A 23,775-nucleotide genomic window follows, 5' to 3' on the forward strand; every position below is an offset into this window, starting at 1 on the left:
ACAAAGCACGACCACCGCGTAACGTTACGCGGTGGTCGTGCCGATGAACTGCCGAAACCGCGACGGTCAGTCCCTGGCCTCCGCCAGCAGCTTCTGGATCCGGCTCACGCCCTCGACGAGGTCCTCGTCCCCGAGCGCGTACGACAGCCGCAGGTACCCGGGCGTGCCGAACGCCTCGCCGGGCACCACCGCGACCTCGGCCTCCTCCAGGATCAGCGCGGCCAGCTCGACCGTGTCCTGCGGGCGCTTGCCGCGGATCTCCTTGCCGAGCAGCTCCTTGACCGACGGGTAGGCGTAGAACGCCCCCTCCGGCTCCGGGCACAGCACGCCGTCGATCTCGTTGAGCATCCGCACGATGGTCCGACGGCGCCGGTCGAAGGCCTCCCGCATCTTCGCCACGGCGTCCAGGTCACCGGAGACCGCGGCCAGCGCCGCCGCCTGGGCCACGTTGGACACGTTGGACGTGGCGTGCGACTGGAGGTTCGTCGCGGCCTTGACGACGTCCTTCGGGCCGATGACCCACCCGACCCGCCAGCCGGTCATCGCGTACGTCTTCGCGACACCGTTGACCACGACGCACTTGTCGCGCAGCTCGGGCAGCAGCGCCGGCATGGACACGGAGGCGGCGTCGCCGTAGACGAGGTGCTCGTAGATCTCGTCGGTCAGCACCCACAGGCCGTGCTCGACGGCCCACTGGCCGATCGCCTCGGTCTCGGCCTCGCTGTACACGGCGCCCGTCGGGTTCGACGGCGACACGAAGAGGACGACCTTCGTCTTCTCGGTGCGCGCGGCCTCCAGCTGCTCCACGCTCACCCGGTAGCCGGTCGTCTCGTCGGCGACGACCTCGACGGGGACACCGCCGGCCAGCCGGATCGACTCCGGGTACGTCGTCCAGTACGGCGCCGGGACGATGACCTCGTCGCCCGGGTCGAGGATCGCGGCGAACGCCTCGTAGATGGCCTGCTTGCCGCCGTTGGTGACCAGGATCTGCGAGGGGTCGACCTCGTAGCCGGAGTCGCGCAGCGTCTTCGCGGCGATCGCGGCCTTCAGCTCGGGCAGGCCGCCGGCCGGCGTGTACCGGTGGAACTTGGGGTTCTTGCAGGCCTCGATCGCGGCCTCGACGATGTAGTCCGGCGTCGGGAAGTCGGGCTCACCGGCGCCGAAGCCGATCACCGGACGTCCGGCGGCCTTGAGGGCCTTGGCCTTGGCGTCCACGGCGAGGGTGGCGGACTCGGAGATCGCACCGACTCGGGCGGAGACCCGGCGCTCGGTGGGAGGGGTTGCAGCGCTCATGGGGCCCATCGTTCCAGACCGGCGACTTCCCGGGCACGAGGGTTCACGGACTGAGCAGGACGGGACGGACCGCGGGACAACCCGCGCGCAGGGCGACGGACAGGACGGAGCAAACGCCGGAACAACAGTCCGGATCCGCCCCGCGGCCAGGGCGATCTTCGGCCAGCACGGCACGGCGGGGGATGCCACGCGTCCTTTCTGTTCGACGCCCGGCCCCTGAGCACGTACACTCTCACCTCGTTGGCCCTCAGCGGCCCGCGCTCACTCGGTGCACACCAAGCATCCGGGCGGATGCGGTACGTTGGGGACACACAAAGGGTCGTAGCTCAATTGGTAGAGCACTGGTCTCCAAAACCAGCGGTTGGGGGTTCAAGTCCCTCCGGCCCTGCTACACACACCTTCGCCAGGATGTGTGCGCATGTACGTACAGCAATGCACCGCCGTGCGGCTCAGACCGGGCGCGGCACGGCCACGACCCGGAATCAGGTGAGGACGAGTGACGGACGCCGTGGGCTCCATCGACATGCCTGATGCCGAGGACGAAGCGCCGGACTCCAAGAAGAAGTCGCGCAAGGGCGGCAAGCGTGCCAAGAAGGGTCCGCTGAAGCGCCTCGCTCTCTTCTACCGCCAGATCGTCGCGGAACTGCGCAAGGTTGTCTGGCCGAGTCGTAACCAGCTGACGACGTACACCACCGTGGTGATCATCTTCGTGGTCATCATGATCGGCCTGGTGACTCTGATTGACTATGGCTTCAGTAACGCCGCCAAGTACGTCTTCGGCTGATTCGAAAGCGAAGGGCGCCGAGGTACCCGGCGCCCCTTTCGCGTGTTCCACCCCTATGTATCCAGGAAGAAGCAGCCACAGTGTCTGACCCGAACGTGAACGACGCCATCGAGCCGGTCGAGTCCGTCGAGGACGAGCCCGGCACCGTCGAGGGCGCCGACAACGAGGACACCGAGGCCTCCGTCGAGGCCGAGGCTGCCGACGACGCGGTCGTCGCGGACGTGGACGAGGACGAGACTCCCGAGGCGGAGGGCGAGACCGCCGAGCCGGCGGGCGACGACGCGGAGGCCGAGGACGCCGACGCGGAGACCGCCGAGGCCGCGGAGCCCGAGCCCGAGCTCGACCCGATCGAGAAGCTCCGTCAGGAGCTGCGCGTTCTCCCCGGCGAGTGGTACGTGATCCACACCTACGCCGGTTACGAGAACCGTGTGAAGACCAACCTCGAGCAGCGCGCCGTCTCGCTCAACGTCGAGGACTACATCTTCCAGGCCGAGGTGCCGCAGGAAGAGGTCGTCCAGATCAAGAACGGCGACCGCAAGACGATCCGGCAGAACAAGCTGCCCGGCTACGTCCTCGTGCGCATGGACCTGACCAACGAGTCCTGGGGTGTCGTCCGCAACACCCCCGGCGTCACCGGCTTCGTCGGCAACGCCTACGACCCGTACCCGCTGACGCTGGACGAGATCGTCAAGATGCTCGCCCCCGAGGCCGAGGAGAAGGCCGCCCGCGAGGCCGCCGAGGCCGAGGGCAAGCCGGCTCCGCAGCGCAAGGTCGAGGTCCAGGTCCTGGACTTCGAGGTCGGCGACTCGGTCACCGTCACCGACGGCCCGTTCGCGACGCTGCAGGCCACGATCAACGAGATCAACGCCGACTCGAAGAAGGTCAAGGGCCTCGTCGAGATCTTCGGCCGCGAGACCCCGGTCGAGCTGAGCTTCGACCAGATCCAGAAGAACTAGTACCTCTCACCGGTACTTCTCTGGACGCACTGCTTCCGAGCAGGTCAGGCAGACGCGAGAGCGTGTGCCTGACCTGCTCGGTTTTGGCCGCACATCCATACCCGTTATCGTTGTGCGGTATGCCTGTGTCCGGGTCGCCCCCGGACGCCGGCAGGACCCGAATCGAAAGGACCCGGAGAGCTATGCCTCCCAAGAAGAAGAAGGTCACGGGGCTCATCAAGCTCCAGATCCAGGCCGGTGCCGCGAACCCGGCTCCGCCGGTCGGCCCCGCGCTGGGTCAGCACGGCGTCAACATCATGGAGTTCTGCAAGGCCTACAACGCCGCGACCGAGTCGCAGCGTGGCTGGGTCATCCCGGTGGAGATCACGGTCTACGAGGACCGTTCCTTCACCTTCATCACCAAGACGCCGCCGGCCGCCAAGATGATCCTCAAGGCCGCGGGCGTGGAGAAGGGCTCCGGCGAGCCGCACAAGACCAAGGTCGCGAAGATCACGCGTGACCAGGTGCGTGAGATCGCCACCACCAAGATGCCCGACCTCAACGCCAACGACCTGGACCAGGCGGAGAAGATCATCGCCGGTACCGCGCGTTCCATGGGCGTCACGGTCGAGGGCTGACCTCCACCCCCGTAAGACAGTAGTAGTAGTGGCAGGGCCTGCTCGGCCCGCACCACGACTCCTCAGAAGCCAACAGGAGCAGTAGTGAGCAAGCGCAGCAAGTCTCTCCGCGCTGCGGACGCCAAGATCGACCGGGACAAGCTCTACGCCCCGCTTGAGGCCGTCCGTCTCGCCAAGGAGACCTCCACGACCAAGTTCGACGGCACCGTCGAGGTCGCCTTCCGTCTGGGTGTCGACCCGCGCAAGGCCGACCAGATGGTCCGTGGCACCGTGAACCTCCCGCACGGCACCGGTAAGACCGCCCGGGTCCTGGTCTTCGCGACCGGTGACCGTGCCGAGGCCGCGACCGCCGCGGGCGCCGACATCGTCGGCTCCGACGAACTGATCGACGAGGTGGCGAAGGGCCGTCTGGACTTCGACGCCGTCGTCGCCACCCCGGACCTCATGGGCAAGGTCGGCCGCCTCGGCCGCGTCCTCGGCCCGCGTGGACTGATGCCGAACCCGAAGACCGGCACCGTGACCCCGGACGTGGCCAAGGCCGTGACCGAGATCAAGGGCGGCAAGATCGAGTTCCGCGTCGACAAGCACTCGAACCTGCACTTCATCATCGGCAAGTCGTCCTTCGACGACACCCAGCTGGTGGAGAACTACGGCGCGGCGCTGGAGGAGATCCTCCGTCTGAAGCCGTCCGCCGCCAAGGGCCGGTACATCAAGAAGGCCGCCATCAGCACCACGATGGGCCCCGGCATTCCGATCGACTCCAACCGCACCCGCAACCTCCTCGTCGAGGAGGACCCGGCCGCGGTCTGAGCCAACGGCTCGCCCAACCGGTTCACGGGCCCCGCACCTTCCGAGGTGCGGGGCCCGTCCCCTTTTCCCGGTTCCCTTCCCGGTTCCGTTTCCCGTACGGGTGTCAGTGGCCTGGGTTAGCGTGCGGGCACGGGACTCGCACGGGGGTGGGACGCATGACGGGCACGACGGCACGCCGCACTCTCGTCTCGATCGCGGTGACGGCCGCGCTGGCCTGTGTCACCGCCTGCACCTCCGCCGACGGCGCCACCGACTCCGCCGGCCCGTCGACGGAGCCCCTGCGTTCCGTGGAGCGGGCCACCGGGCGGGCGGGTTCGGCGCGGGTCGAGTCCACGACCGTCATGGGGCGCGAGCTGTCCCTGGACGCCGTCGGCACCCTCGGCTGGCGCGACGGCCTCACCGGCACCCTGACGATCACGTACACGGGCGGCACGACCGCCGAGACCATGCGCCGGCTCGGCACCACCGCCATGGAGGCCCGGTACCTGCCCGACGCCTACTACGCCAGGATGGGCGACGAGTTCGCCGACCGGGCGGGCGGCAGGCACTGGATCAAGTACCTCTACGCCGACCTGGAGAAACTCGGCGACGGCACGGGCGCCGGATTCGCGGAGCGGATGCGCGACACCACGCCCCACCAGGCGGTGAAGCTGCTGCTGGCCTCCGACGACGTACGCGAGGTCGGCGAGGAGACGACCCGCGGCCGGCGCACCACGCACTGGTCCGGCACGGTGGGCGGCGCCACCGAGCAGACCGTCGACATCTGGGTCGACGACCGGGACCTGCTGGTCAAGAAGGTCGAGCGGGGGCGCACGGAGACCGGGGAGCTGACCCAGACCGCGTACTACAGCGACTACGGCGTCGCCGTCTCCGCCGAGCGCCCTCCGGCCGGGGACACCGCCGACTTCACGGAACTGCTGCGGGGAGCGGGCCGGTAATGCGAGGCAGCCGATCGAAACCTTGGGTTAGGCTCACGATGGGTTTCGAATTCAACAATACGTTCGTCGCGTTTCCTTGGGGGGAATCGATGAGGCTTTCTGTGTACGCGCGGTCTTCGCGGCGGGGCGGCGTGGCGCTCGCCGGCGTGTCGGCTCTGGTGCTGGCGGGCGGAGCCGTCGGCTGCGGTGCCGAGAAGGACGGGGCGTCCGGCGCCGACCGGTCGGTCCAGCAGGTCCTGACCGCGGCGTACGAGAAGACGTCCGAGGCCAAGTCCGCCAACGTCGAGATGACCATGTCGATGCCGGCCGCCCTGGACGGCGGCGGTGACGTCACGATGTCCGGCGTCATGGGCTGGGACCCGACGGTCATGGACATGACGATGAAGGGCTCCATGCTGGCCACCGAGCCGGATGCTCCGGAGCAGGTCCGGATGGTCTGGCGCGACAACGTGATGTACATGGACATGGGCGAGGCGGCCGCCAAGGACATGGACGGCAAGCGCTGGATGAAGATGGACCTGGCGGCCGCCGCCGAGTCCGCGGGCGCCGAGGCCGGGGGCGAGATGCTCTCCGGTCTGGAGAACATGAACCAGAGCCCGGTCGAGCAGCTCGCCCTGCTCCTGGAGTCGCCCAACCTCAAGCGTGTCGGCGAGGAGAAGGTCGGCGGCGTCACGGCCCAGCACTACAAGGGCACGCTCACCGTCAAGGAAATGATGGAGAGCAACGAGACTCTGGACGTGCTCGAGCCCAAGGAGCGCGAGCAGCTCCTGAAGAACGTCGAGAAGTCCGGCATCAAGGGCTACGACACCGAGGTCTGGGTCAACGACGACGACCTGCCGGTCCGCATGGACGTCGGGATGGAGACCCCCCAGGGCAACGTCGACATGAGCATGAAGCTCTCCGACTACGGGGCCAAGGCCGAGGTCGAGGTGCCGCCGGCCGCCGACACCTTCGATCTCTTCGAGATGCTCAAGCAGCTGGGCGAGATGTCCGGCGACGAGGCCACCTTCGAGGAGGAGATGGCCGAGCTGGAGGCGCTGGAGAGCGGCTCCGGGGTCTGAGTCCGCGGCGCCCGCGGGGGCCGAGCGCGTGCTCGCGCGCCGGCTCACCGGGCGGATTTGCTTGACACTCCACCGTTCACGTACGATTCCCCAGAAGCCAAAGACCGCTGGTCGTTGCCGTGTTCTCGCGAGAGACACGGTGGCCGAAGGATCCGCTGAACTGCGGACGACCCGCGCAGGTGACTGTGGATGAGCTCCCTTGGGATCGCGCCTCGTGCGTGACGAAAGGTCGAGCCACGCCCCGTGCGCCTGCGCCGGGGCGTTTCGTTTTTCCCAGTCCTCCTTCGGGTCCGCGCGGTCCGAATCACCCGGAAGGAGGCCGAGGCTCTATGGCGACGCCCGAAAAGGCTGCCGCGGTTGCCGAGCTGACGGACAAGTTCCGCAGCTCGAACGCCGCTGTGCTGACCGAGTACCGCGGTCTCACCGTGGCGCAGCTCAAGACGCTGCGCCGGTCGCTCGGTGAGAACGCCCAGTACGCCGTGGTGAAGAACACGCTGACCAAGATTGCGGCCAACGAGGCCGGGATCACGCTCGACGACCAGCTCTTCGCTGGTCCGACGGCCGTTGCCTTCGTCACCGGTGACCCGGTGGAGTCGGCGAAGGGTCTGCGCGACTTCGCCAAGGACAACCCGAACCTCGTCATCAAGGGCGGTGTCCTTGACGGCAAGGCGCTGTCCGCCGACGAGATCAAGAAGCTCGCGGACCTCGAGTCCCGCGAGGTTCTGCTCTCCAAGCTGGCCGGTGCCATGAAGGGCAAGCAGTCCCAGGCTGCCTCTGTCTTCCAGGCGCTGCCCTCGAAGCTCGTCCGCACCGTGGACGCGCTCCGTGCCAAGCAGGACGAGCAGGGCGGTGCCGAGTAATTCGGCTCGCTTTCCGATTCTCGCCGCATAACCGCATGAGGTGAGGGTCGACGCGGGCCCGACGTACGCCCGCCTCACCCCGTACATCCGGCACCTGCCGAATTAGTGGAAGGACCGCCATCATGGCGAAGCTCAGCCAGGACGACCTGCTCGCCCAGTTCGAGGAGATGACCCTCATCGAGCTCTCCGAGTTCGTGAAGGCCTTCGAGGAGAAGTTCGACGTCACCGCCGCCGCTGCCGCGCCGGTCGTCGTCGCCGGTGGTGCCGCTGGTGGCGCCGCCGCCGAGGCCGCCGAGGAGCAGGACGAGTTCGACGTCATCCTCACCGGTGCCGGCGACAAGAAGATCCAGGTCATCAAGGTCGTGCGCGAGCTGACCTCCCTGGGTCTCAAGGAGGCCAAGGACCTCGTGGACGGCGCCCCGAAGCCCGTCCTCGAGAAGGTCGCCAAGGACGCCGCCGAGAAGGCCGCCGAGTCCCTCAAGGGCGCCGGCGCCTCGGTCGAGGTCAAGTAACACCTCACAGGTCTCCGGGGGCCCTCACGGATGCCGCTGATCCCGCGGATCATGCGATTCCAAGAGATCCCACAGGACCTGTAACGCTTCAGCGCCGAAGAGCGATCATCCATCCGGGTGGTCGCTCTTCGGCGTATCCGGAGTCCCGCGGCGGCTGCCTTGCACGTGCGACGCCGGAGAGTATGGTGATCTTCGTCGTGCCGTCGCCGGGGCCCCGAGGGCCCTCCGGCGGCAGGCGGTTCGGGCAAAGGGGGCCTTGACGAACCGCACGCGGCGCGCGATTCTCAGGACGCGTCGTCACAAGGATCCGAAATCCGAGGCATGGATCCACGGCGAAGAGGGCAGTATCACGGTGCGTTGAGGGCGAGGCCTTGCCGCAGGTGGTGAGAACAACGAGGAGCGAACACGGTCATCGAGACCCGCACTGGACATCAGTGTGCCATGTGGCTACACTGACCCTTTGCGCTGCCTGTTAGTTGCCCCCTGCCCGTCACCAGGGGTCTGCCCTCGCCCGAGCACCGACGACCAGAGCATGCCTGACCTGGCTTTTCGGCCACATCAGGCGCCCCCTGTCTTCGTGCACGGAAGAGGGGCCGGTACGCGCGTAGTGAGTCCGAGCCCTCGGAAGGACCCCCTCTTGGCCGCCTCGCGCAATGCCTCGACCGCGAATACGAACAACGCTGCCAGCACCGCCCCGCTGCGCATCTCCTTTGCAAAGATCAGGGAGCCCCTCGAGGTTCCGAACCTCCTCGCGCTGCAGACCGAGAGCTTCGACTGGCTGCTCGGTAACGACGCGTGGAAGGCTCGCGTCGAGTCGGCGCTGGAGTCCGGTCAGGACGTCCCCACCAAGTCCGGTCTGGAAGAGATCTTCGAGGAGATCTCGCCGATCGAGGACTTCTCCGGGTCGATGTCGCTGACGTTCCGCGACCACCGCTTCGAGCCCCCCAAGAACAGCATCGACGAGTGCAAGGACCGCGACTTCACGTACGCGGCCCCGCTCTTCGTCACCGCCGAGTTCACCAACAACGAGACCGGCGAGATCAAGTCCCAGACGGTCTTCATGGGCGACTTCCCGCTCATGACCAACAAGGGCACCTTCGTCATCAACGGCACCGAGCGTGTCGTGGTGTCGCAGCTGGTCCGTTCGCCGGGTGTCTACTTCGACTCCTCCATCGACAAGACGTCCGACAAGGACATCTTCTCCGCCAAGATCATCCCGTCCCGGGGTGCCTGGCTGGAGATGGAGATCGACAAGCGCGACATGGTCGGCGTGCGCGTCGACCGCAAGCGCAAGCAGTCCGTGACCGTCCTGCTCAAGGCGCTCGGCTGGACGACCGAGCAGATCCTCGAGGAGTTCGGCCAGTACGAGTCCATGCGCGCCACCCTGGAGAAGGACCACACCCAGGGCCAGGACGACGCGCTGCTCGACATCTACCGCAAGCTGCGTCCGGGCGAGCCCCCCACGCGTGAGGCCGCGCAGACGCTGCTCGAGAACCTCTACTTCAACCCGAAGCGCTACGACCTCGCCAAGGTCGGCCGCTACAAGGTCAACAAGAAGCTCGGCGCCGACGAGCCGCTGGACGCCGGCGTGCTCACCACCGACGACGTCATCGCCACCATCAAGTACCTGGTGAAGCTGCACGCCGGTGAGACCGAGACGATCGGCGAGTCGGGCCGGGAGATCGTCGTCGAGACCGACGACATCGACCACTTCGGCAACCGCCGCATCCGCAACGTCGGCGAGCTGATCCAGAACCAGGTCCGTACGGGTCTCGCCCGTATGGAGCGTGTCGTGCGCGAGCGCATGACCACCCAGGACGTCGAGGCGATCACGCCGCAGACCCTGATCAACATCCGGCCGGTCGTCGCCTCCATCAAGGAGTTCTTCGGCACCAGCCAGCTGTCCCAGTTCATGGACCAGAACAACCCGCTGTCGGGGCTGACGCACAAGCGTCGTCTGAACGCCCTCGGCCCGGGTGGTCTCTCCCGTGAGCGGGCCGGCTTCGAGGTCCGCGACGTTCACCCGTCGCACTACGGCCGCATGTGCCCGATCGAGACGCCCGAAGGCCCGAACATCGGTCTGATCGGCTCGCTCGCCTCGTACGGCCGGATCAACCCGTTCGGCTTCATCGAGACGCCGTACCGCAAGGTCGTCGACGGCCAGGTCACGGACGACGTGGACTACCTGACCGCCGACGAGGAGGACCGCTTCGTCATCGCGCAGGCCAACGCCACGCTCAACGACGACCTGCGGTTCGCCGAGGCGCGCGTCCTGGTCCGCCGCCGTGGTGGCGAGGTCGACTACGTCCCCGGTGACGACGTCGACTACATGGACGTCTCGCCGCGCCAGATGGTGTCGGTCGCGACCGCCATGATCCCGTTCCTCGAGCACGACGACGCCAACCGTGCCCTCATGGGCGCGAACATGATGCGTCAGGCGGTGCCGCTCATCAAGAGCGAGTCCCCGCTGGTCGGCACCGGCATGGAGTACCGCTCCGCCGCCGACGCCGGCGACGTGGTCAAGGCCGAGAAGGCGGGTGTGGTCCAGGAGGTCTCCGCGGACTACATCACCACCACCAACGACGACGGCACGTACATCACGTACCGCCTGGCCAAGTTCTCCCGGTCCAACCAGGGAACCTCGGTCAACCAGAAGGTCATCGTCGCCGAGGGTGACCGGATCATCGAGGGCCAGGTCCTGGCCGACGGTCCGGCCACCGAGAACGGCGAGATGGCGCTCGGCAAGAACCTGCTGGTCGCGTTCATGCCGTGGGAGGGTCACAACTACGAGGACGCGATCATCCTGTCGCAGCGCCTCGTGCAGGACGACGTCCTCTCCTCGATCCACATCGAGGAGCACGAGGTCGACGCCCGTGACACCAAGCTCGGCCCCGAGGAGATCACCCGGGACATCCCGAACGTCTCCGAGGAGGTCCTCGCCGACCTCGACGAGCGCGGCATCATCCGCATCGGTGCCGAGGTCGTCGCCGGCGACATCCTCGTCGGCAAGGTCACGCCCAAGGGTGAGACCGAGCTGACCCCGGAGGAGCGCCTGCTCCGCGCGATCTTCGGTGAGAAGGCGCGCGAGGTGCGCGACACCTCCCTGAAGGTGCCGCACGGCGAGATCGGCAAGGTCATCGGCGTCCGCGTCTTCGACCGCGAGGAGGGCGACGAGCTTCCCCCCGGTGTGAACCAGCTGGTGCGCGTGTACGTCGCACAGAAGCGCAAGATCACCGACGGTGACAAGCTCGCCGGCCGCCACGGCAACAAGGGCGTCATCTCCAAGATCAACCCGATCGAGGACATGCCGTTCCTCGAGGACGGCACCCCGGTCGACATCATCCTCAACCCGCTGGGTGTCCCGTCCCGAATGAACCCGGGACAGGTCCTGGAGATCCACCTCGGCTGGCTCGCCAGCCGCGGCTGGGACGTCTCCGGCCTCGCGGAGGAGTGGGCCGAGCGCCTCCAGGTCATCGGCGCCGACAAGGTCGAGCCCGGCACCAACGTCGCCACCCCGGTCTTCGACGGTGCGCGTGAGGACGAGCTGGCCGGTCTGCTCCAGCACACCATCCCGAACCGCGACGGCGAGCGCATGGTGCTCCCGTCCGGCAAGGCGAGGCTGTTCGACGGCCGCTCCGGCGAGCCGTTCCCGGAGCCGATCTCGGTCGGCTACATGTACATCCTCAAGCTCCACCACCTGGTCGACGACAAGCTGCACGCCCGGTCGACCGGCCCGTACTCGATGATCACCCAGCAGCCGCTGGGTGGTAAGGCCCAGTTCGGTGGCCAGCGCTTCGGTGAGATGGAGGTGTGGGCGCTGGAGGCTTACGGCGCCGCGTACGCCCTCCAGGAGCTGCTGACCATCAAGTCCGACGACGTGACCGGCCGCGTGAAGGTCTACGAGGCCATCGTCAAGGGCGAGAACATCCCTGAGCCCGGCATCCCCGAGTCCTTCAAGGTGCTCATCAAGGAGATGCAGTCCCTGTGCCTCAACGTGGAGGTGCTGTCCTCGGACGGCATGTCCATCGAGATGCGTGACACCGACGAGGACGTCTTCCGCGCAGCGGAGGAGCTCGGCATCGACCTGTCCCGGCGCGAGCCGAGCAGCGTCGAAGAGGTCTGACGGGAGTCCGGTCCGGAGGTTCAGCGATGAAGATCCCTGAGCCTCCGGCCGGCCCCAGGACCCCCGTTTCAGACCCCAAGACTTACAACCCTGAGAGGGATTGACGCATAGTGCTCGACGTCAACTTCTTCGACGAGCTCCGGATCGGTCTGGCCACCGCTGACGACATCCGTCAGTGGAGCCACGGCGAGGTCAAGAAGCCCGAGACGATCAACTACCGCACGCTCAAGCCCGAAAAGGACGGACTCTTCTGCGAGAAGATCTTCGGTCCGACCCGGGACTGGGAGTGCTACTGCGGCAAGTACAAGCGTGTCCGCTTCAAGGGCATCATCTGTGAGCGTTGTGGCGTCGAGGTCACGCGCGCCAAGGTGCGCCGTGAGCGGATGGGCCACATCGAGCTCGCCGCCCCCGTCACCCACATCTGGTACTTCAAGGGCGTCCCGTCGCGCCTCGGATACCTGCTGGACCTCGCCCCGAAGGACCTCGAGAAGGTCATCTACTTCGCGGCGTACATGATCACGTTCGTCGACGAGGAGCGCCGCACCCGCGACCTGCCCTCGCTGGAGGCCCACGTCTCCGTCGAGCGTCAGCAGGTCGAGCAGCGCCGCGACTCGGACCTGGAGGCCCGGGCCAAGAAGCTCGAGACCGACCTGGCCGAGCTCGAGGCCGAGGGTGCCAAGGCCGACGTGCGCCGCAAGGTGCGCGAGGGTGCCGAGCGTGAGATGAAGCAGCTGCGCGACCGCGCGCAGCGCGAGATCGACCGCCTCGACGAGGTGTGGAACCGGTTCAAGAACCTCAAGGTCCAGGACCTCGAGGGCGACGAGCTGCTCTACCGCGAGCTGCGCGACCGCTTCGGCACCTACTTCGACGGTTCGATGGGCGCCGCCGCGCTGCAGAAGCGCCTGGAGTCCTTCGACCTCGACGAGGAGGCCGAGCGCCTCCGCGAGATCATCCGTACCGGCAAGGGCCAGAAGAAGACCCGTGCGCTCAAGCGCCTCAAGGTCGTCTCCGCGTTCCTGCAGACCAGCAACAGCCCCAAGGGCATGGTGCTGGACTGCGTGCCGGTCATCCCGCCGGACCTGCGTCCGATGGTGCAGCTGGACGGTGGCCGCTTCGCGACCTCCGACCTGAACGACCTGTACCGCCGTGTGATCAACCGCAACAACCGCCTGAAGCGGCTTCTCGACCTCGGCGCGCCCGAGATCATCGTGAACAACGAGAAGCGCATGCTCCAGGAGGCCGTGGACGCCCTCTTCGACAACGGTCGTCGTGGTCGCCCGGTGACCGGTCCGGGCAACCGCCCGCTGAAGTCCCTGAGCGACATGCTCAAGGGCAAGCAGGGTCGTTTCCGTCAGAACCTGCTCGGTAAGCGTGTGGACTACTCCGCGCGTTCCGTCATCGTCGTCGGCCCGCAGCTGAAGCTGCACCAGTGCGGTCTGCCCAAGGCCATGGCGCTGGAGCTCTTCAAGCCGTTCGTGATGAAGCGCCTGGTCGACCTGAACCACGCGCAGAACATCAAGAGCGCCAAGCGCATGGTCGAGCGCGGCCGCACGGTCGTGTACGACGTGCTGGAAGAGGTCATCGCGGAGCACCCGGTTCTGCTGAACCGTGCGCCCACGCTGCACCGCCTCGGCATCCAGGCCTTCGAGCCGCAGCTGGTCGAGGGCAAGGCCATCCAGATCCACCCGCTCGTCTGCACCGCGTTCAACGCGGACTTCGACGGTGACCAGATGGCCGTGCACCTGCCGCTCTCCGCGGAGGCGCAGGCCGAGGCCCGCATCCTGATGCTGTCCTCGAACAACATCCTGAAGCCGGCCGACGGCCGTCCGGTGACGATGCCGACCCAGGACATGGTCCTCGGTCTGTTCTTCCTCACCACCGACGGCGAGGGCCGCGACCTCAAGGGCGAGGGCCGTGCCTTCGGGTCCGCCGCCGAGGCGATCATGGCGTTCGACGCGGGCGACCTGTCGCTCCAGTCGAAGGTCGACATCCGCTTCCCGGTGGGCACCATCCCGCCCCGCGGCTGGGAGCCCCCGGCCCGCGAGGAGGGTGAGCCGGAGTGGCAGCAGGGTGACACCTTCACCCTGAAGACCACGCTGGGCCGCGCGCTCTTCAACGAGCTGCTGCCCGAGGACTACCCGTTCGTCGACTACGAGGTCGGCAAGAAGCAGCTCTCCGAGATCGTCAACGACCTCGCCGAGCGCTACCCGAAGGTCATCGTGGCGGCGACGCTCGACAACCTGAAGGCGTCCGGCTTCTTCTGGGCCACCCGTTCCGGCGTGACCGTGGCCATCTCCGACGTCGTCGTTCCCGAGGCGAAGAAGGAGATCGTCAAGGGCTACGAGGCGCAGGACGAGAAGGTCCAGAAGCAGTACGAGCGCGGTCTGATCACCAAGGACGAGCGCACGCAGGAGCTCATCGCGATCTGGACCAAGGCGACCAACGAGGTCGCCGAGGCGATGAACGAGAACTTCCCGAAGACCAACCCGATCTTCATGATGGTGAACTCGGGCGCACGAGGCAACATGATGCAGATGCGTCAGATCGCCGGTATGCGTGGTCTCGTGTCGAACGCCAAGAACGAGACGATCCCGCGTCCGATCAAGGCCTCGTTCCGTGAGGGTCTGTCCGTGCTGGAGTACTTCATCTCCACGCACGGTGCCCGTAAGGGTCTGGCGGACACCGCTCTGCGTACCGCCGACTCGGGTTACCTCACGCGTCGTCTGGTCGACGTCTCCCAGGACGTCATCATCCGCGAGGAGGACTGCGGCACCGAGCGCGGTCTGAAGCTGCCGATCGCCGTCCGCGAGGCCGACGGGACGCTGCGCAAGACGGACGACGTCGAGACCAGCGTCTACGCCCGCATGCTCGCCGAGGACGTCGTCATCGACGGCAAGGTGATCGCGCCGGCCAACGTCGACCTCGGTGACGTGCTCATCGACCAGCTCGTGCGCCACGGTGTCGAGGAGGTCAAGACCCGTTCGATCCTGACCTGCGAGTCCCAGGTCGGCACCTGCGCCATGTGCTACGGCCGCTCCCTGGCCACCGGCAAGCTGGTCGACATCGGTGAGGCGGTCGGCATCATCGCCGCCCAGTCCATCGGTGAGCCCGGTACCCAGCTGACGATGCGTACCTTCCACACCGGTGGTGTGGCCGGTGACGACATCACCCAGGGTCTGCCGCGTGTCGTCGAGCTCTTCGAGGCCCGTACCCCGAAGGGTGTCGCCCCGATCTCCGAGGCCTCCGGCCGCGTCCGGATCGAGGAGACCGAGAAGACGAAGAAGCTCGTCGTCACCCCGGACGACGGCAGCGACGAGACGGCGTTCCCGATCTCGAAGCGTGCCCGTCTGCTGGTCGGCGAGGGCGATCACGTCGAGGTGGGCCAGAAGCTCACCGTGGGTGCCACCAACCCGCACGACGTGCTGCGCATCCTGGGCCAGCGCCAGGTGCAGATCCACCTGGTCGGCGAAGTCCAGAAGGTCTACAACTCGCAGGGCGTGTCGATCCACGACAAGCACATCGAGATCATCATCCGGCAGATGCTGCGCCGCGTGACGATCATCGAGTCCGGCGACGCCGAGCTGCTGCCCGGCGAGCTGGTGGAGCGCACCAAGTTCGAGACCGAGAACCGTCGTGTGGTCCAGGAGGGCGGTCACCCGGCCTCCGGTCGTCCGCAGCTGATGGGTATCACCAAGGCCTCGCTGGCGACCGAGTCGTGGCTGTCGGCGGCGTCCTTCCAGGAGACGACCAGGGTCCTCACGGACGCGGCGATCAACGCCAAGTCCGACTCCCTGATCGGCCTCAAGGAGAACGTCATCATCGGTAAGCTCATCCCGGCCGGTACGGGCCTGTCCCGCTACCGCAACATCCGGGTCGAGCCGACCGAGGAGGCCAAGGCCGCGATGTACTCGGCCGTCGGCTACGACGACATCGACTACTCGCCGTTCGGCACGGGCTCCGGCCAGGCCGTTCCGCTGGAGGACTACGACTACGGTCCGTACAACCAGTAAGCGAGTCGCCTGACAAGGCCGCTACGACCGAAGGGCGGTCACCCCGTGGGGTGGCCGCCCTTCGGCGTGTACTCGCGAGGTGCTCACGGGCCCTTCGGCCCGCACCCGGCGAGGTGCTTCCTACGGCACGCCCAGCTCGAACAGGACGTAGTGCGCGTACCAGCCGGAGGCGAGGGCGGTCGTGGTGAAGAAGACGACCAGGCTGGGGAGCTTCAGGCGGCTCATGGCCGCGGCCGGGGCGAGGAGCAGGGGGAAGGCGGGCAGCAGGTAGCGCATGGTATTGCCGAACATCTGCTGGGTGCCGAGGACGGTGATGACCGTCGCCAGGGTGTACGCGACGAGCACCAGCGGGGGCTTCCTGCGCAGCATCAGGGCGATCAGGAAGGGCAGCGCCAGGACCAGCAGGACGGAGAGCAGGTCCGGGGTGTAGAAGGCGAAGGGGTAGTCGCCGCGGCCCACCGCGAGGTTGAGCAGCACGTCCAGGGTGTGGGCGCCGTAGTCGAAGAAGTGCGCCCAGCCCTCGCGCTGGAGCGTGAAGTACGCGGTGGGTTCGCCGATGCTGTAGCCGACCCAGGCGATGTAGACGAGCAGGCCCAGCGGGGCGACGATCATGGCGTACACCGGGCCGCGTACGCCGTGTTCGCGCCGGGTCGCGGGGCGGGCGAGGGTCACCAGCGCGGCGAGTCCCACGGCGCCTACGAGGACGGCTGACGTGGGGCGGTTCAGGCCCGCGGTGAAGGCGAGCAGGCCGGCCGCCACCCACCGCTTGGTCATCACGGCGTAGCAGGCCCAGGCGGCGATGGCGACGAACAGGGACTCGGAGTACACCGCCCACTCGACGCCCGCGCCGGGGGCCACGGCCCACAGCCCCGCGGCGATGGTGCCCGCGCGGGCACCCGCGATCAGGGAGATCACGGCGTAGATGCCGGCCGCGGCGACGAACGAGAAGACGACGGAGACCAGGATCCCGGAGCCGTACAGGCCGAGGCCCGTGGTCTCCGAGACCACGCGGATCAGGGCCGGGTAGAGCGGGAAGAAGGCGACCGAGTTCTGCTGGACCGTGAACAGGCCCTCCGAGTCGAGCCGCACCAGGGAGGGGCTGTAGCCGTGCTCGGCGACCTGGAGGTACCACCAGCCGTCCCAGGTGGCCAGTACGTCCCACCAGTGGGCGCCGCCGCCGAAGCGCGGGTTCTTCTCCTTGTAGTCCCCGGCGTACTCCAGCAGGGAGGCGAAGACCGCGAGGCCGACGAGCTTCGTGACGCCGTACAGGACGAGCGGGGCGAGGTAGGGCCGCGCGGCGGGCGGCAGGGCCGGGGGCCAGGTCCTCCAGGAGCGCTTTCGTGGCTCGTCGGGCAGCCGTTCCGGTGCGCCCGCCGACCCGTCGGTCATCGTGTCGTCGGCAGCCGTGTCCATGGCTGTCATCCCCCTCAGTCCACCCTCAACCGTCAGTTGCTGCCATAAGATCGCACAAGAGTCGCACATCTGTGCTCGGTGTTCGGGGGAGGGGAGGCGCGGTGCCCGAGGGACGGAACGAGGGACCGGACGAGGAACGGCACGAACCGGTCGTGCTGTCGGTCGTCATCCCGATGTACAACGAAGAAGAGGCCCTTCCCGCGCTGGTCAGCAGAGTGCGTCCGGTCCTGGCGGAGCTGGGCGTCGCCCACGAGGTCGTCGCCGTGGACGACGGCAGCGGCGACCGCACGGCGGAGCTGCTCGCCGCCTTCCGGCTGGGCTGGCCGGAACTGCGCGTGGTCGCGCTGCGGCGCAACTCCGGCCACCAGGCCGCCCTCACCGCGGGCCTGGACCGGGCGTGCGGCGCGTACGTGGTGAGCCTGGACGCCGACCTCCAGGATCCGCCGGAGAAGATCCCCGACATGCTGGCGCTGGCCCGCGCCGAGGGCCTCGACATCGTCTACGGCGTCCGGGCCGACCGCAGCAGCGACACCGGGTTCAAGCGGTGGACGGCGGGCGTCTACTACCGGCTGATGCGGCGCCTGGCGGGTCCGTCGGTCCCCGCGCAGGCGGGCGACTTCCGGCTGCTCAGCCGGGCCGCCGTGGACGCGCTGAAGGCGCTGCCGGACCAGCAGCGGGTGTACCGCCTGCTGGTGCCGTGGCTGGGCTTCCCGAGCGGGCAGGTGACGTACGAGCGCGCTCCGCGCACCGCGGGCCGCACCAAGTACCCGCTGGGCCGGATGATCCGGCTCGCGGTCGACAGTGTCACCGGTTTCTCCGCGGCCCCGCTGCGGCTGGCCACCTGGCTGGGCGCCGGTGCCTTCGTCGTCTGCCTGGGGCTGCTGGTCTACACCCTGGCCGCCTTCGCCCTGGGGCGCACGGTGCCCGGCTGGACGTCGCTCTTCACCGGCATCGTCTTCATCGGCGCCGTGCAGCTGATCTGCGTGGGCCTGCTCGGCGAGTACGTCGGCCGGATATACACGGCGGTGCAGAACCGGCCCACGTACTTCGTCCGCCACGACACGGCGGCGCCGACGCCGACGCAGGGCTCCGCGGGAGGCGGCGGCGCGGCGCAGGGCTCCGCGTCCGCGCGTGCCGCCGGGGGCGCGGCGGACGTCCCGCGGGTTCCGGTCCCGCGGGCCTGAGGCGCGCTCGGCCACGTGCCCGGGAGCCGGCGCCGGAAGCCGGCCTCGGGCGCCCGGAATGGACCGGGAGGAACCCGGGCGAGGCGGGTGGCGCTGCCGGTCCCGCGCATTTGTTTTGACCGCAGCGAATGCGATAGGTACGCTCAGACCTTGTGCCTGGGGTGTGCCCTGGCCCTCGTGCGTGCCTTCAACCGCAGTGAGGGTCGTCACCGGCCACCGCAATCCGCGCCCCCTTCGTCTTCCGGCGGGGATCCGCGGCTTCGACACACCCGACCGCGTGGGTCGGTGACGTTCCAGGTTAGCTTCACCATTCGGCACACAGAAACCGGAGAAGTAGTGCCTACGATCCAGCAGCTGGTCCGGAAGGGCCGGCAGGACAAGGTCGAGAAGAACAAGACGCCCGCACTCGAGGGTTCGCCCCAGCGTCGTGGCGTCTGCACGCGTGTGTTCACGACCACCCCGAAGAAGCCGAACTCGGCCCTGCGTAAGGTCGCGCGTGTGCGTCTGACCAGCGGGATCGAGGTCACTGCTTACATTCCGGGTGAGGGGCACAACCTGCAGGAGCACTCCATCGTGCTCGTGCGCGGCGGCCGTGTGAAGGACCTGCCGGGTGTTCGTTACAAGATCATCCGCGGTTCGCTTGACACCCAGGGTGTGAAGAACCGCAAGCAGGCCCGCAGCCGCTACGGCGCCAAGAAGGAGAAGTAAGAATGCCTCGTAAGGGCCCCGCCCCGAAGCGCCCGGTCATCATCGACCCGGTCTACGGTTCTCCTCTGGTGACCTCCCTGATCAACAAGGTGCTGCTGAACGGCAAGCGCTCCACCGCCGAGCGCATCGTCTACGGCGCCATGGAGGGCCTGCGCGAGAAGACCGGTAACGACCCGGTCATCACGCTGAAGCGCGCTCTCGAGAACATCAAGCCGACCCTCGAGGTCAAGTCCCGCCGTGTCGGTGGTGCGACGTACCAGGTGCCGATCGAGGTCAAGCCCGGTCGCGCCAACACCCTCGCGCTGCGCTGGCTCGTCGGCTACTCCCGCGCCCGTCGCGAGAAGACCATGACCGAGCGTCTGCTCAACGAGCTCCTCGACGCCTCCAACGGCCTCGGTGCCGCTGTGAAGAAGCGCGAGGACACGCACAAGATGGCCGAGTCCAACAAGGCCTTCGCGCACTACCGCTGGTAGTCGCTACCCACATCGAGACCGAGAGAAGACTGAAGCCTTATGGCTACCACTTCACTTGACCTGGCCAAGGTCCGCAACATCGGGATCATGGCCCACATCGACGCGGGCAAGACGACCACCACCGAGCGGATCCTGTTCTACACGGGCGTGTCGTACAAGATCGGTGAGGTCCACGACGGCGCCGCCACGATGGACTGGATGGAGCAGGAGCAGGAGCGTGGCATCACGATCACGTCCGCTGCGACGACCTGCCACTGGCCGCTCGAGGACGACGACTACACGATCAACATCATCGACACCCCGGGGCACGTCGACTTCACCGTAGAGGTGGAGCGCTCCCTGCGTGTGCTCGACGGTGCCGTGACCGTGTTCGACGGTGTCGCCGGTGTAGAGCCGCAGTCCGAGACGGTGTGGCGTCAGGCCGACCGTTACGGCGTGCCGCGCATCTGCTTCGTCAACAAGCTGGACCGTACCGGCGCCGAGTTCCACCGCTGCGTGGAGATGATCTCGAACCGCCTGGGCGCCCAGCCGCTCGTCATGCAGCTCCCGATCGGCGCCGAGGCCGACTTCCAGGGCGTCGTGGACCTGGTCCGCATGAAGGCGCTCGTGTGGTCCGCCGATGCCGCCAAGGGCGAGATGTACGAGACCGTCGACATCCCGGCCACGCACACCGAGGCCGCCGAGGAGTGGCGCGGGAAGCTGGTCGAGGGCGTCGCGGAGAACGACGACGAGATCATGGAGCTGTTCCTGGAGGGCAAGGAGCCCACCGTGGAGCAGCTGTACGCCGCGATCCGCCGCGTCACCATCGCCTCCGGCAAGTCCGACGGCACCACGGTCACCCCGGTGTTCTGCGGCACCGCGTTCAAGAACAAGGGCGTCCAGCCCCTGCTCGACGCGGTCGTGCGCTACCTGCCGACCCCGCTCGACGTCGAGGCCATCGAGGGCCACGACGTCAAGGACCCCGAGGTCGTCGTCAAGCGCAAGCCGTCGGAGGACGAGCCGCTCGCCGCGCTCGCGTTCAAGATCATGAGCGACCCGCACCTCGGTAAGCTCACCTTCGTCCGGGTCTACTCGGGCCGCCTGGTGTCCGGCACCGCCGTGCTGAACTCCGTCAAGGGCAAGAAGGAGCGCATCGGCAAGATCTACCGCATGCACGCCAACAAGCGTGAGGAGATCGAGTCGGTGGGCGCCGGCGACATCGTCGCCGTCATGGGCCTGAAGCAGACCACCACCGGTGAGACGCTGTCCGACGACAAGAGCCCGGTCATCCTGGAGTCCATGGACTTCCCGGCGCCGGTCATCGAGGTCGCCATCGAGCCCAAGTCGAAGGGCGACCAGGAGAAGCTCGGCGTCGCGATCCAGCGCCTGGCCGAGGAGGACCCGTCCTTCCAGGTCCACTCCGACGAGGAGACCGGCCAGACCATCATCGGTGGTATGGGCGAGCTGCACCTCGAGGTGCTGGTCGACCGTATGCGCCGTGAGTTCAAGGTCGAGGCCAACGTCGGCAAGCCGCAGGTCGCGTACCGTGAGACGATCCGCAAGGCCGTCGAGCGCGTGGACTACACCCACAAGAAGCAGACCGGTGGTACCGGTCAGTTCGCCAAGGTGCAGATCGCGATCGAGCCGATCGAGGGTGGCGACACCTCGTACGAGTTCGTGAACAAGGTGACCGGTGGCCGCATCCCGAAGGAGTACATCCCTTCGGTGGACGCCGGTGCCCAGGAGGCCATGCAGTTCGGCATCCTGGCCGGCTACGAGATGACGGGCGTCCGCGTCACGCTCATCGACGGTGGCTACCACGAGGTGGACTCCTCCGAGCTGGCGTTCAAGATCGCCGGTTCGCAGGCCTTCAAGGAGGCCGCGCGCAAGGCTTCGCCCGTCCTCATGGAGCCGATGATGTCCGTCGAGGTCACCACGCCCGAGGACTACATGGGTGAGGTCATCGGCGACATCAACTCCCGCCGTGGTCAGATTCAGGCCATGGAGGAGCGGATGGGTGCCCGCGTCGTGAAGGGGCTCGTGCCCCTGTCGGAGATGTTCGGCTACGTCGGAGACCTCCGCAGCAAGACGTCGGGTCGCGCGAGCTACTCGATGCAGTTCGACTCCTACGCCGAGGTTCCCCGGAACGTCGCCGAGGAGATCATCGCGAAGGCCAAGGGCGAGTAACGGACTCCGTTCAACGGACCGCGTTCTCACGCTTTAGGCTTGACCCCGGAGCCTGCATGGGGCATTCCGCCGTGAACCGGTGGAATGCCCCCGGCACCCGGGCTTTCCAGCAAAGATCACCTGGCGCCGATGAGTAAGGCGTACAGAACCACTCCACAGGAGGACCCCAGTGGCGAAGGCGAAGTTCGAGCGGACTAAGCCGCACGTCAACATCGGCACCATCGGTCACATCGACCACGGTAAGACGACCCTCACGGCCGCCATTACCAAGGTGCTGCACGACGCGTACCCGGACATCAACGAGGCCTCGGCCTTCGACATGATCGACAAGGCGCCCGAGGAGCGCCAGCGCGGTATCACCATCTCCATCGCGCACGTCGAGTACCAGACGGAGACGCGTCACTACGCCCACGTCGACTGCCCCGGTCACGCGGACTACATCAAGAACATGATCACGGGTGCCGCGCAGATGGACGGCGCCATCCTCGTGGTCGCCGCCACCGACGGCCCGATGCCGCAGACCAAGGAGCACGTGCTCCTGGCCCGCCAGGTCGGCGTTCCGTACATCGTCGTCGCCCTGAACAAGGCCGACATGGTGGACGACGAGGAGATCCTGGAGCTCGTCGAGCTCGAGGTGCGTGAGCTCCTCTCCGAGTACGAGTTCCCGGGCGACGACCTGCCGGTCGTCAAGGTCTCCGCTCTGAAGGCCCTCGAGGGCGACAAGGAGTGGGGCAACTCGGTCCTCGAGCTCATGAAGGCCGTGGACGAGGCCATCCCGGAGCCCGAGCGTGACGTCGACAAGCCGTTCCTGATGCCGATCGAGGACGTCTTCACCATCACCGGTCGCGGTACGGTCGTCACCGGCCGCATCGAGCGTGGTGTCCTCAAGGTCAACGAGACCGTCGACATCATCGGCATCAAGACCGAGAAGACCACCACCACGGTCACCGGCATCGAGATGTTCCGCAAGCTGCTCGACGAGGGCCAGGCCGGTGAGAACGTCGGTCTGCTCCTCCGTGGCATCAAGCGCGAGGACGTCGAGCGCGGCCAGGTCATCATCAAGCCGGGTTCGGTCACGCCGCACACCGAGTTCGAGGCCCAGGCCTACATCCTGTCGAAGGACGAGGGTGGCCGTCACACCCCCTTCTTCAACAACTACCGTCCGCAGTTCTACTTCCGTACGACGGACGTGACCGGCGTCGTGACCCTCCCCGAGGGCACCGAGATGGTCATGCCGGGTGACAACACCGAGATGAAGGTGGAGCTCATCCAGCCCGTCGCCATGGAAGAGGGCCTGAAGTTCGCCATCCGCGAGGGTGGCCGGACCGTGGGCGCCGGCCAGGTCACGAAGATCAACAAGTAAGCTTGCTGATCTGACCTGGTAGCTCCTTCCGCGAGCGCCTGAGAGGGCCCGCACGACTTCGGTCGTGCGGGCCCTCTGTCGTGTGCCGTCCGGCTCACCGCGGTGGTGCGCGGTAGTAGCGGGTGCAACCGCGCACCATCGCGTGCGGGGAGAGCGTGAGGACGTCCACGAAGTGCACCGGCTCCGGCCGGCCCGCGGGGGCGAGCCGGCCCACCGCGACGACGCGTGCCCCCCGCACCACGAGTCGCTCGATGTGGTGCGGGAGGCCGTCGCCGAGGAGTTCACGGCGTACCCGGTCCACGGCCGTCCGCCCGTGCACGGCCGCCTTGCCGGGGGAATCGAACCTCACCTGCTCGTCCAGCAGGGACGCGCAGGCATCGAGGTCGCCCCGGTCGAGGAAGTGGTACATCAGCCGTACGTGTTCGGCCCCGACCGCCATGACCAGGCTGCTCGGCCGGAGCGGTTCGGGCGGTACGGGAATGCGGTCGTCCATGGAGCTTCCTG

At 67.5% G+C, this 23,775-nt stretch carries 18 protein-coding genes and 1 tRNA gene; 16 read left to right on the forward strand and 3 right to left on the reverse strand.

The annotated features are described in order from the left end of the window. Nucleotides 1–66 precede the first annotated feature (66 nt). Nucleotides 67–1,293: a pyridoxal phosphate-dependent aminotransferase gene (locus tag QC283_RS32980; protein ID WP_279565424.1), complete on the reverse strand. Its 1,227-nt coding sequence runs from the start codon at nucleotides 1,291–1,293 to the stop codon at nucleotides 67–69. Nucleotides 1,294–1,608: 315 nt separating this feature from the next. Here QC283_RS32980 and QC283_RS32985 point away from each other — a divergent pair. The 11 genes from QC283_RS32985 to QC283_RS33035 all read left to right on the forward strand — a co-directional run bounded on the left by QC283_RS32985 (nucleotide 1,609) and on the right by QC283_RS33035 (nucleotide 15,964). Continuing rightward, a tRNA-Trp gene (locus QC283_RS32985) sits at nucleotides 1,609–1,681 on the forward strand. Between the two features lie 108 nt (nucleotides 1,682–1,789). Then, nucleotides 1,790–2,077 (forward strand): preprotein translocase subunit SecE, encoded by a 288-nt coding sequence (gene secE / locus QC283_RS32990; RefSeq protein WP_279565425.1) that lies wholly within the window; start codon nucleotides 1,790–1,792, stop codon nucleotides 2,075–2,077. Nucleotides 2,078–2,157: 80 nt separating this feature from the next. Continuing rightward, nucleotides 2,158–3,033 (forward strand): transcription termination/antitermination protein NusG, encoded by an 876-nt coding sequence (nusG, locus tag QC283_RS32995; protein ID WP_279565426.1) that lies wholly within the window; start codon nucleotides 2,158–2,160, stop codon nucleotides 3,031–3,033. A 182-nt stretch (nucleotides 3,034–3,215) separates the two neighbouring features. Further along, nucleotides 3,216–3,650, forward strand: a complete 435-nt coding sequence (gene rplK, locus QC283_RS33000) for a 50S ribosomal protein L11 (protein ID WP_003974315.1) — start codon at nucleotides 3,216–3,218, stop codon at nucleotides 3,648–3,650. Nucleotides 3,651–3,734: 84 nt separating this feature from the next. After that, nucleotides 3,735–4,460, forward strand: coding sequence for a 50S ribosomal protein L1 (gene rplA / locus QC283_RS33005; protein ID WP_279565427.1), 726 nt, complete (start codon nucleotides 3,735–3,737; stop codon nucleotides 4,458–4,460). Nucleotides 4,461–4,615: 155 nt separating this feature from the next. Continuing rightward, complete coding sequence (locus QC283_RS33010) at nucleotides 4,616–5,398, forward strand: hypothetical protein (protein WP_279565428.1); 783 nt, start codon at nucleotides 4,616–4,618, stop codon at nucleotides 5,396–5,398. Nucleotides 5,399–5,487: 89 nt separating this feature from the next. Next, nucleotides 5,488–6,459: a hypothetical protein gene (locus tag QC283_RS33015; RefSeq protein WP_279565429.1), complete on the forward strand. Its 972-nt coding sequence runs from the start codon at nucleotides 5,488–5,490 to the stop codon at nucleotides 6,457–6,459. Nucleotides 6,460–6,788: 329 nt separating this feature from the next. Further along, on the forward strand, nucleotides 6,789–7,319 hold the full coding sequence (gene rplJ, locus QC283_RS33020; protein WP_073725156.1) for a 50S ribosomal protein L10: 531 nt from the start codon (nucleotides 6,789–6,791) through the stop codon (nucleotides 7,317–7,319). Between the two features lie 122 nt (nucleotides 7,320–7,441). Further along, nucleotides 7,442–7,831, forward strand: a complete 390-nt coding sequence (gene rplL / locus QC283_RS33025) for a 50S ribosomal protein L7/L12 (RefSeq protein ID WP_189728713.1) — start codon at nucleotides 7,442–7,444, stop codon at nucleotides 7,829–7,831. Nucleotides 7,832–8,468: 637 nt separating this feature from the next. Then, nucleotides 8,469–11,954, forward strand: coding sequence for a DNA-directed RNA polymerase subunit beta (gene rpoB / locus QC283_RS33030; RefSeq protein ID WP_279565430.1), 3,486 nt, complete (start codon nucleotides 8,469–8,471; stop codon nucleotides 11,952–11,954). Between the two features lie 110 nt (nucleotides 11,955–12,064). Further along, complete coding sequence (locus tag QC283_RS33035) at nucleotides 12,065–15,964, forward strand: DNA-directed RNA polymerase subunit beta' (RefSeq protein WP_279565431.1); 3,900 nt, start codon at nucleotides 12,065–12,067, stop codon at nucleotides 15,962–15,964. Nucleotides 15,965–16,084: 120 nt separating this feature from the next. Here QC283_RS33035 and QC283_RS33040 read toward each other — a convergent pair whose 3' ends face one another. Further along, complete coding sequence (locus QC283_RS33040) at nucleotides 16,085–17,377, reverse strand: hypothetical protein (protein ID WP_279565456.1); 1,293 nt, start codon at nucleotides 17,375–17,377, stop codon at nucleotides 16,085–16,087. Between the two features lie 101 nt (nucleotides 17,378–17,478). On the opposite strand from QC283_RS33040, the gene QC283_RS33045 reads away from it, so the two are divergent. From QC283_RS33045 to tuf, 5 genes are all read left to right on the forward strand, one after another. Continuing rightward, nucleotides 17,479–18,561, forward strand: a complete 1,083-nt coding sequence (locus QC283_RS33045; protein ID WP_279565432.1) for a glycosyltransferase family 2 protein — start codon at nucleotides 17,479–17,481, stop codon at nucleotides 18,559–18,561. A 336-nt stretch (nucleotides 18,562–18,897) separates the two neighbouring features. Then, nucleotides 18,898–19,269 (forward strand): 30S ribosomal protein S12, encoded by a 372-nt coding sequence (gene rpsL / locus QC283_RS33050; RefSeq protein ID WP_003948652.1) that lies wholly within the window; start codon nucleotides 18,898–18,900, stop codon nucleotides 19,267–19,269. 2 nt (nucleotides 19,270–19,271) lie between these two features. Beyond that, nucleotides 19,272–19,742 carry a 30S ribosomal protein S7 gene (rpsG, locus tag QC283_RS33055; RefSeq protein WP_003974303.1) on the forward strand — a complete coding sequence of 157 codons (471 nt, stop codon included), beginning with the start codon at nucleotides 19,272–19,274 and terminating at the stop codon, nucleotides 19,740–19,742. A gap of 39 nt (nucleotides 19,743–19,781) precedes the next feature. Then, nucleotides 19,782–21,908: an elongation factor G gene (fusA, locus tag QC283_RS33060; protein ID WP_279565433.1), complete on the forward strand. Its 2,127-nt coding sequence runs from the start codon at nucleotides 19,782–19,784 to the stop codon at nucleotides 21,906–21,908. A gap of 169 nt (nucleotides 21,909–22,077) precedes the next feature. Next, entirely contained in the window at nucleotides 22,078–23,271 is a 1,194-nt protein-coding gene (tuf, locus tag QC283_RS33065; RefSeq protein WP_279565434.1) for an elongation factor Tu, read from the forward strand. A 94-nt stretch (nucleotides 23,272–23,365) separates the two neighbouring features. Here tuf and QC283_RS33070 read toward each other — a convergent pair whose 3' ends face one another. Further along, nucleotides 23,366–23,764, reverse strand: coding sequence for a nuclear transport factor 2 family protein (locus tag QC283_RS33070; protein WP_279565435.1), 399 nt, complete (start codon nucleotides 23,762–23,764; stop codon nucleotides 23,366–23,368). Nucleotides 23,765–23,775: the final 11 nt, after the last annotated feature.

It is taken from the genome of Streptomyces sp. DH41 (assembly GCF_029813785.1).
GTDB lineage: Bacteria > Actinomycetota > Actinomycetes > Streptomycetales > Streptomycetaceae > Streptomyces.

Excerpts from the sequence above, each read along its gene's own strand:
- QC283_RS32980 (WP_279565424.1), bottom strand. The coding sequence starts at position 1,293 with ATGAGCGCTGCAACCCCTCCCACCGAGCGCCGGGTCTCCGCCCGAGTC.
- rplK (WP_003974315.1), top strand. The coding sequence starts at position 3,216 with ATGCCTCCCAAGAAGAAGAAGGTCACGGGGCTCATCAAGCTCCAGATC.
- QC283_RS33010 (WP_279565428.1), top strand. The coding sequence starts at position 4,616 with ATGACGGGCACGACGGCACGCCGCACTCTCGTCTCGATCGCGGTGACG.
- QC283_RS33015 (WP_279565429.1), top strand. The coding sequence starts at position 5,488 with ATGAGGCTTTCTGTGTACGCGCGGTCTTCGCGGCGGGGCGGCGTGGCG.
- rplJ (WP_073725156.1), top strand. The coding sequence starts at position 6,789 with ATGGCGACGCCCGAAAAGGCTGCCGCGGTTGCCGAGCTGACGGACAAG.
- rplL (WP_189728713.1), top strand. The coding sequence starts at position 7,442 with ATGGCGAAGCTCAGCCAGGACGACCTGCTCGCCCAGTTCGAGGAGATG.
- QC283_RS33040 (WP_279565456.1), bottom strand. The coding sequence starts at position 17,377 with ATGGACACGGCTGCCGACGACACGATGACCGACGGGTCGGCGGGCGCA.
- rpsG (WP_003974303.1), top strand. The coding sequence starts at position 19,272 with ATGCCTCGTAAGGGCCCCGCCCCGAAGCGCCCGGTCATCATCGACCCG.
- fusA (WP_279565433.1), top strand. The coding sequence starts at position 19,782 with ATGGCTACCACTTCACTTGACCTGGCCAAGGTCCGCAACATCGGGATC.
- QC283_RS33070 (WP_279565435.1), bottom strand. The coding sequence starts at position 23,764 with ATGGACGACCGCATTCCCGTACCGCCCGAACCGCTCCGGCCGAGCAGC.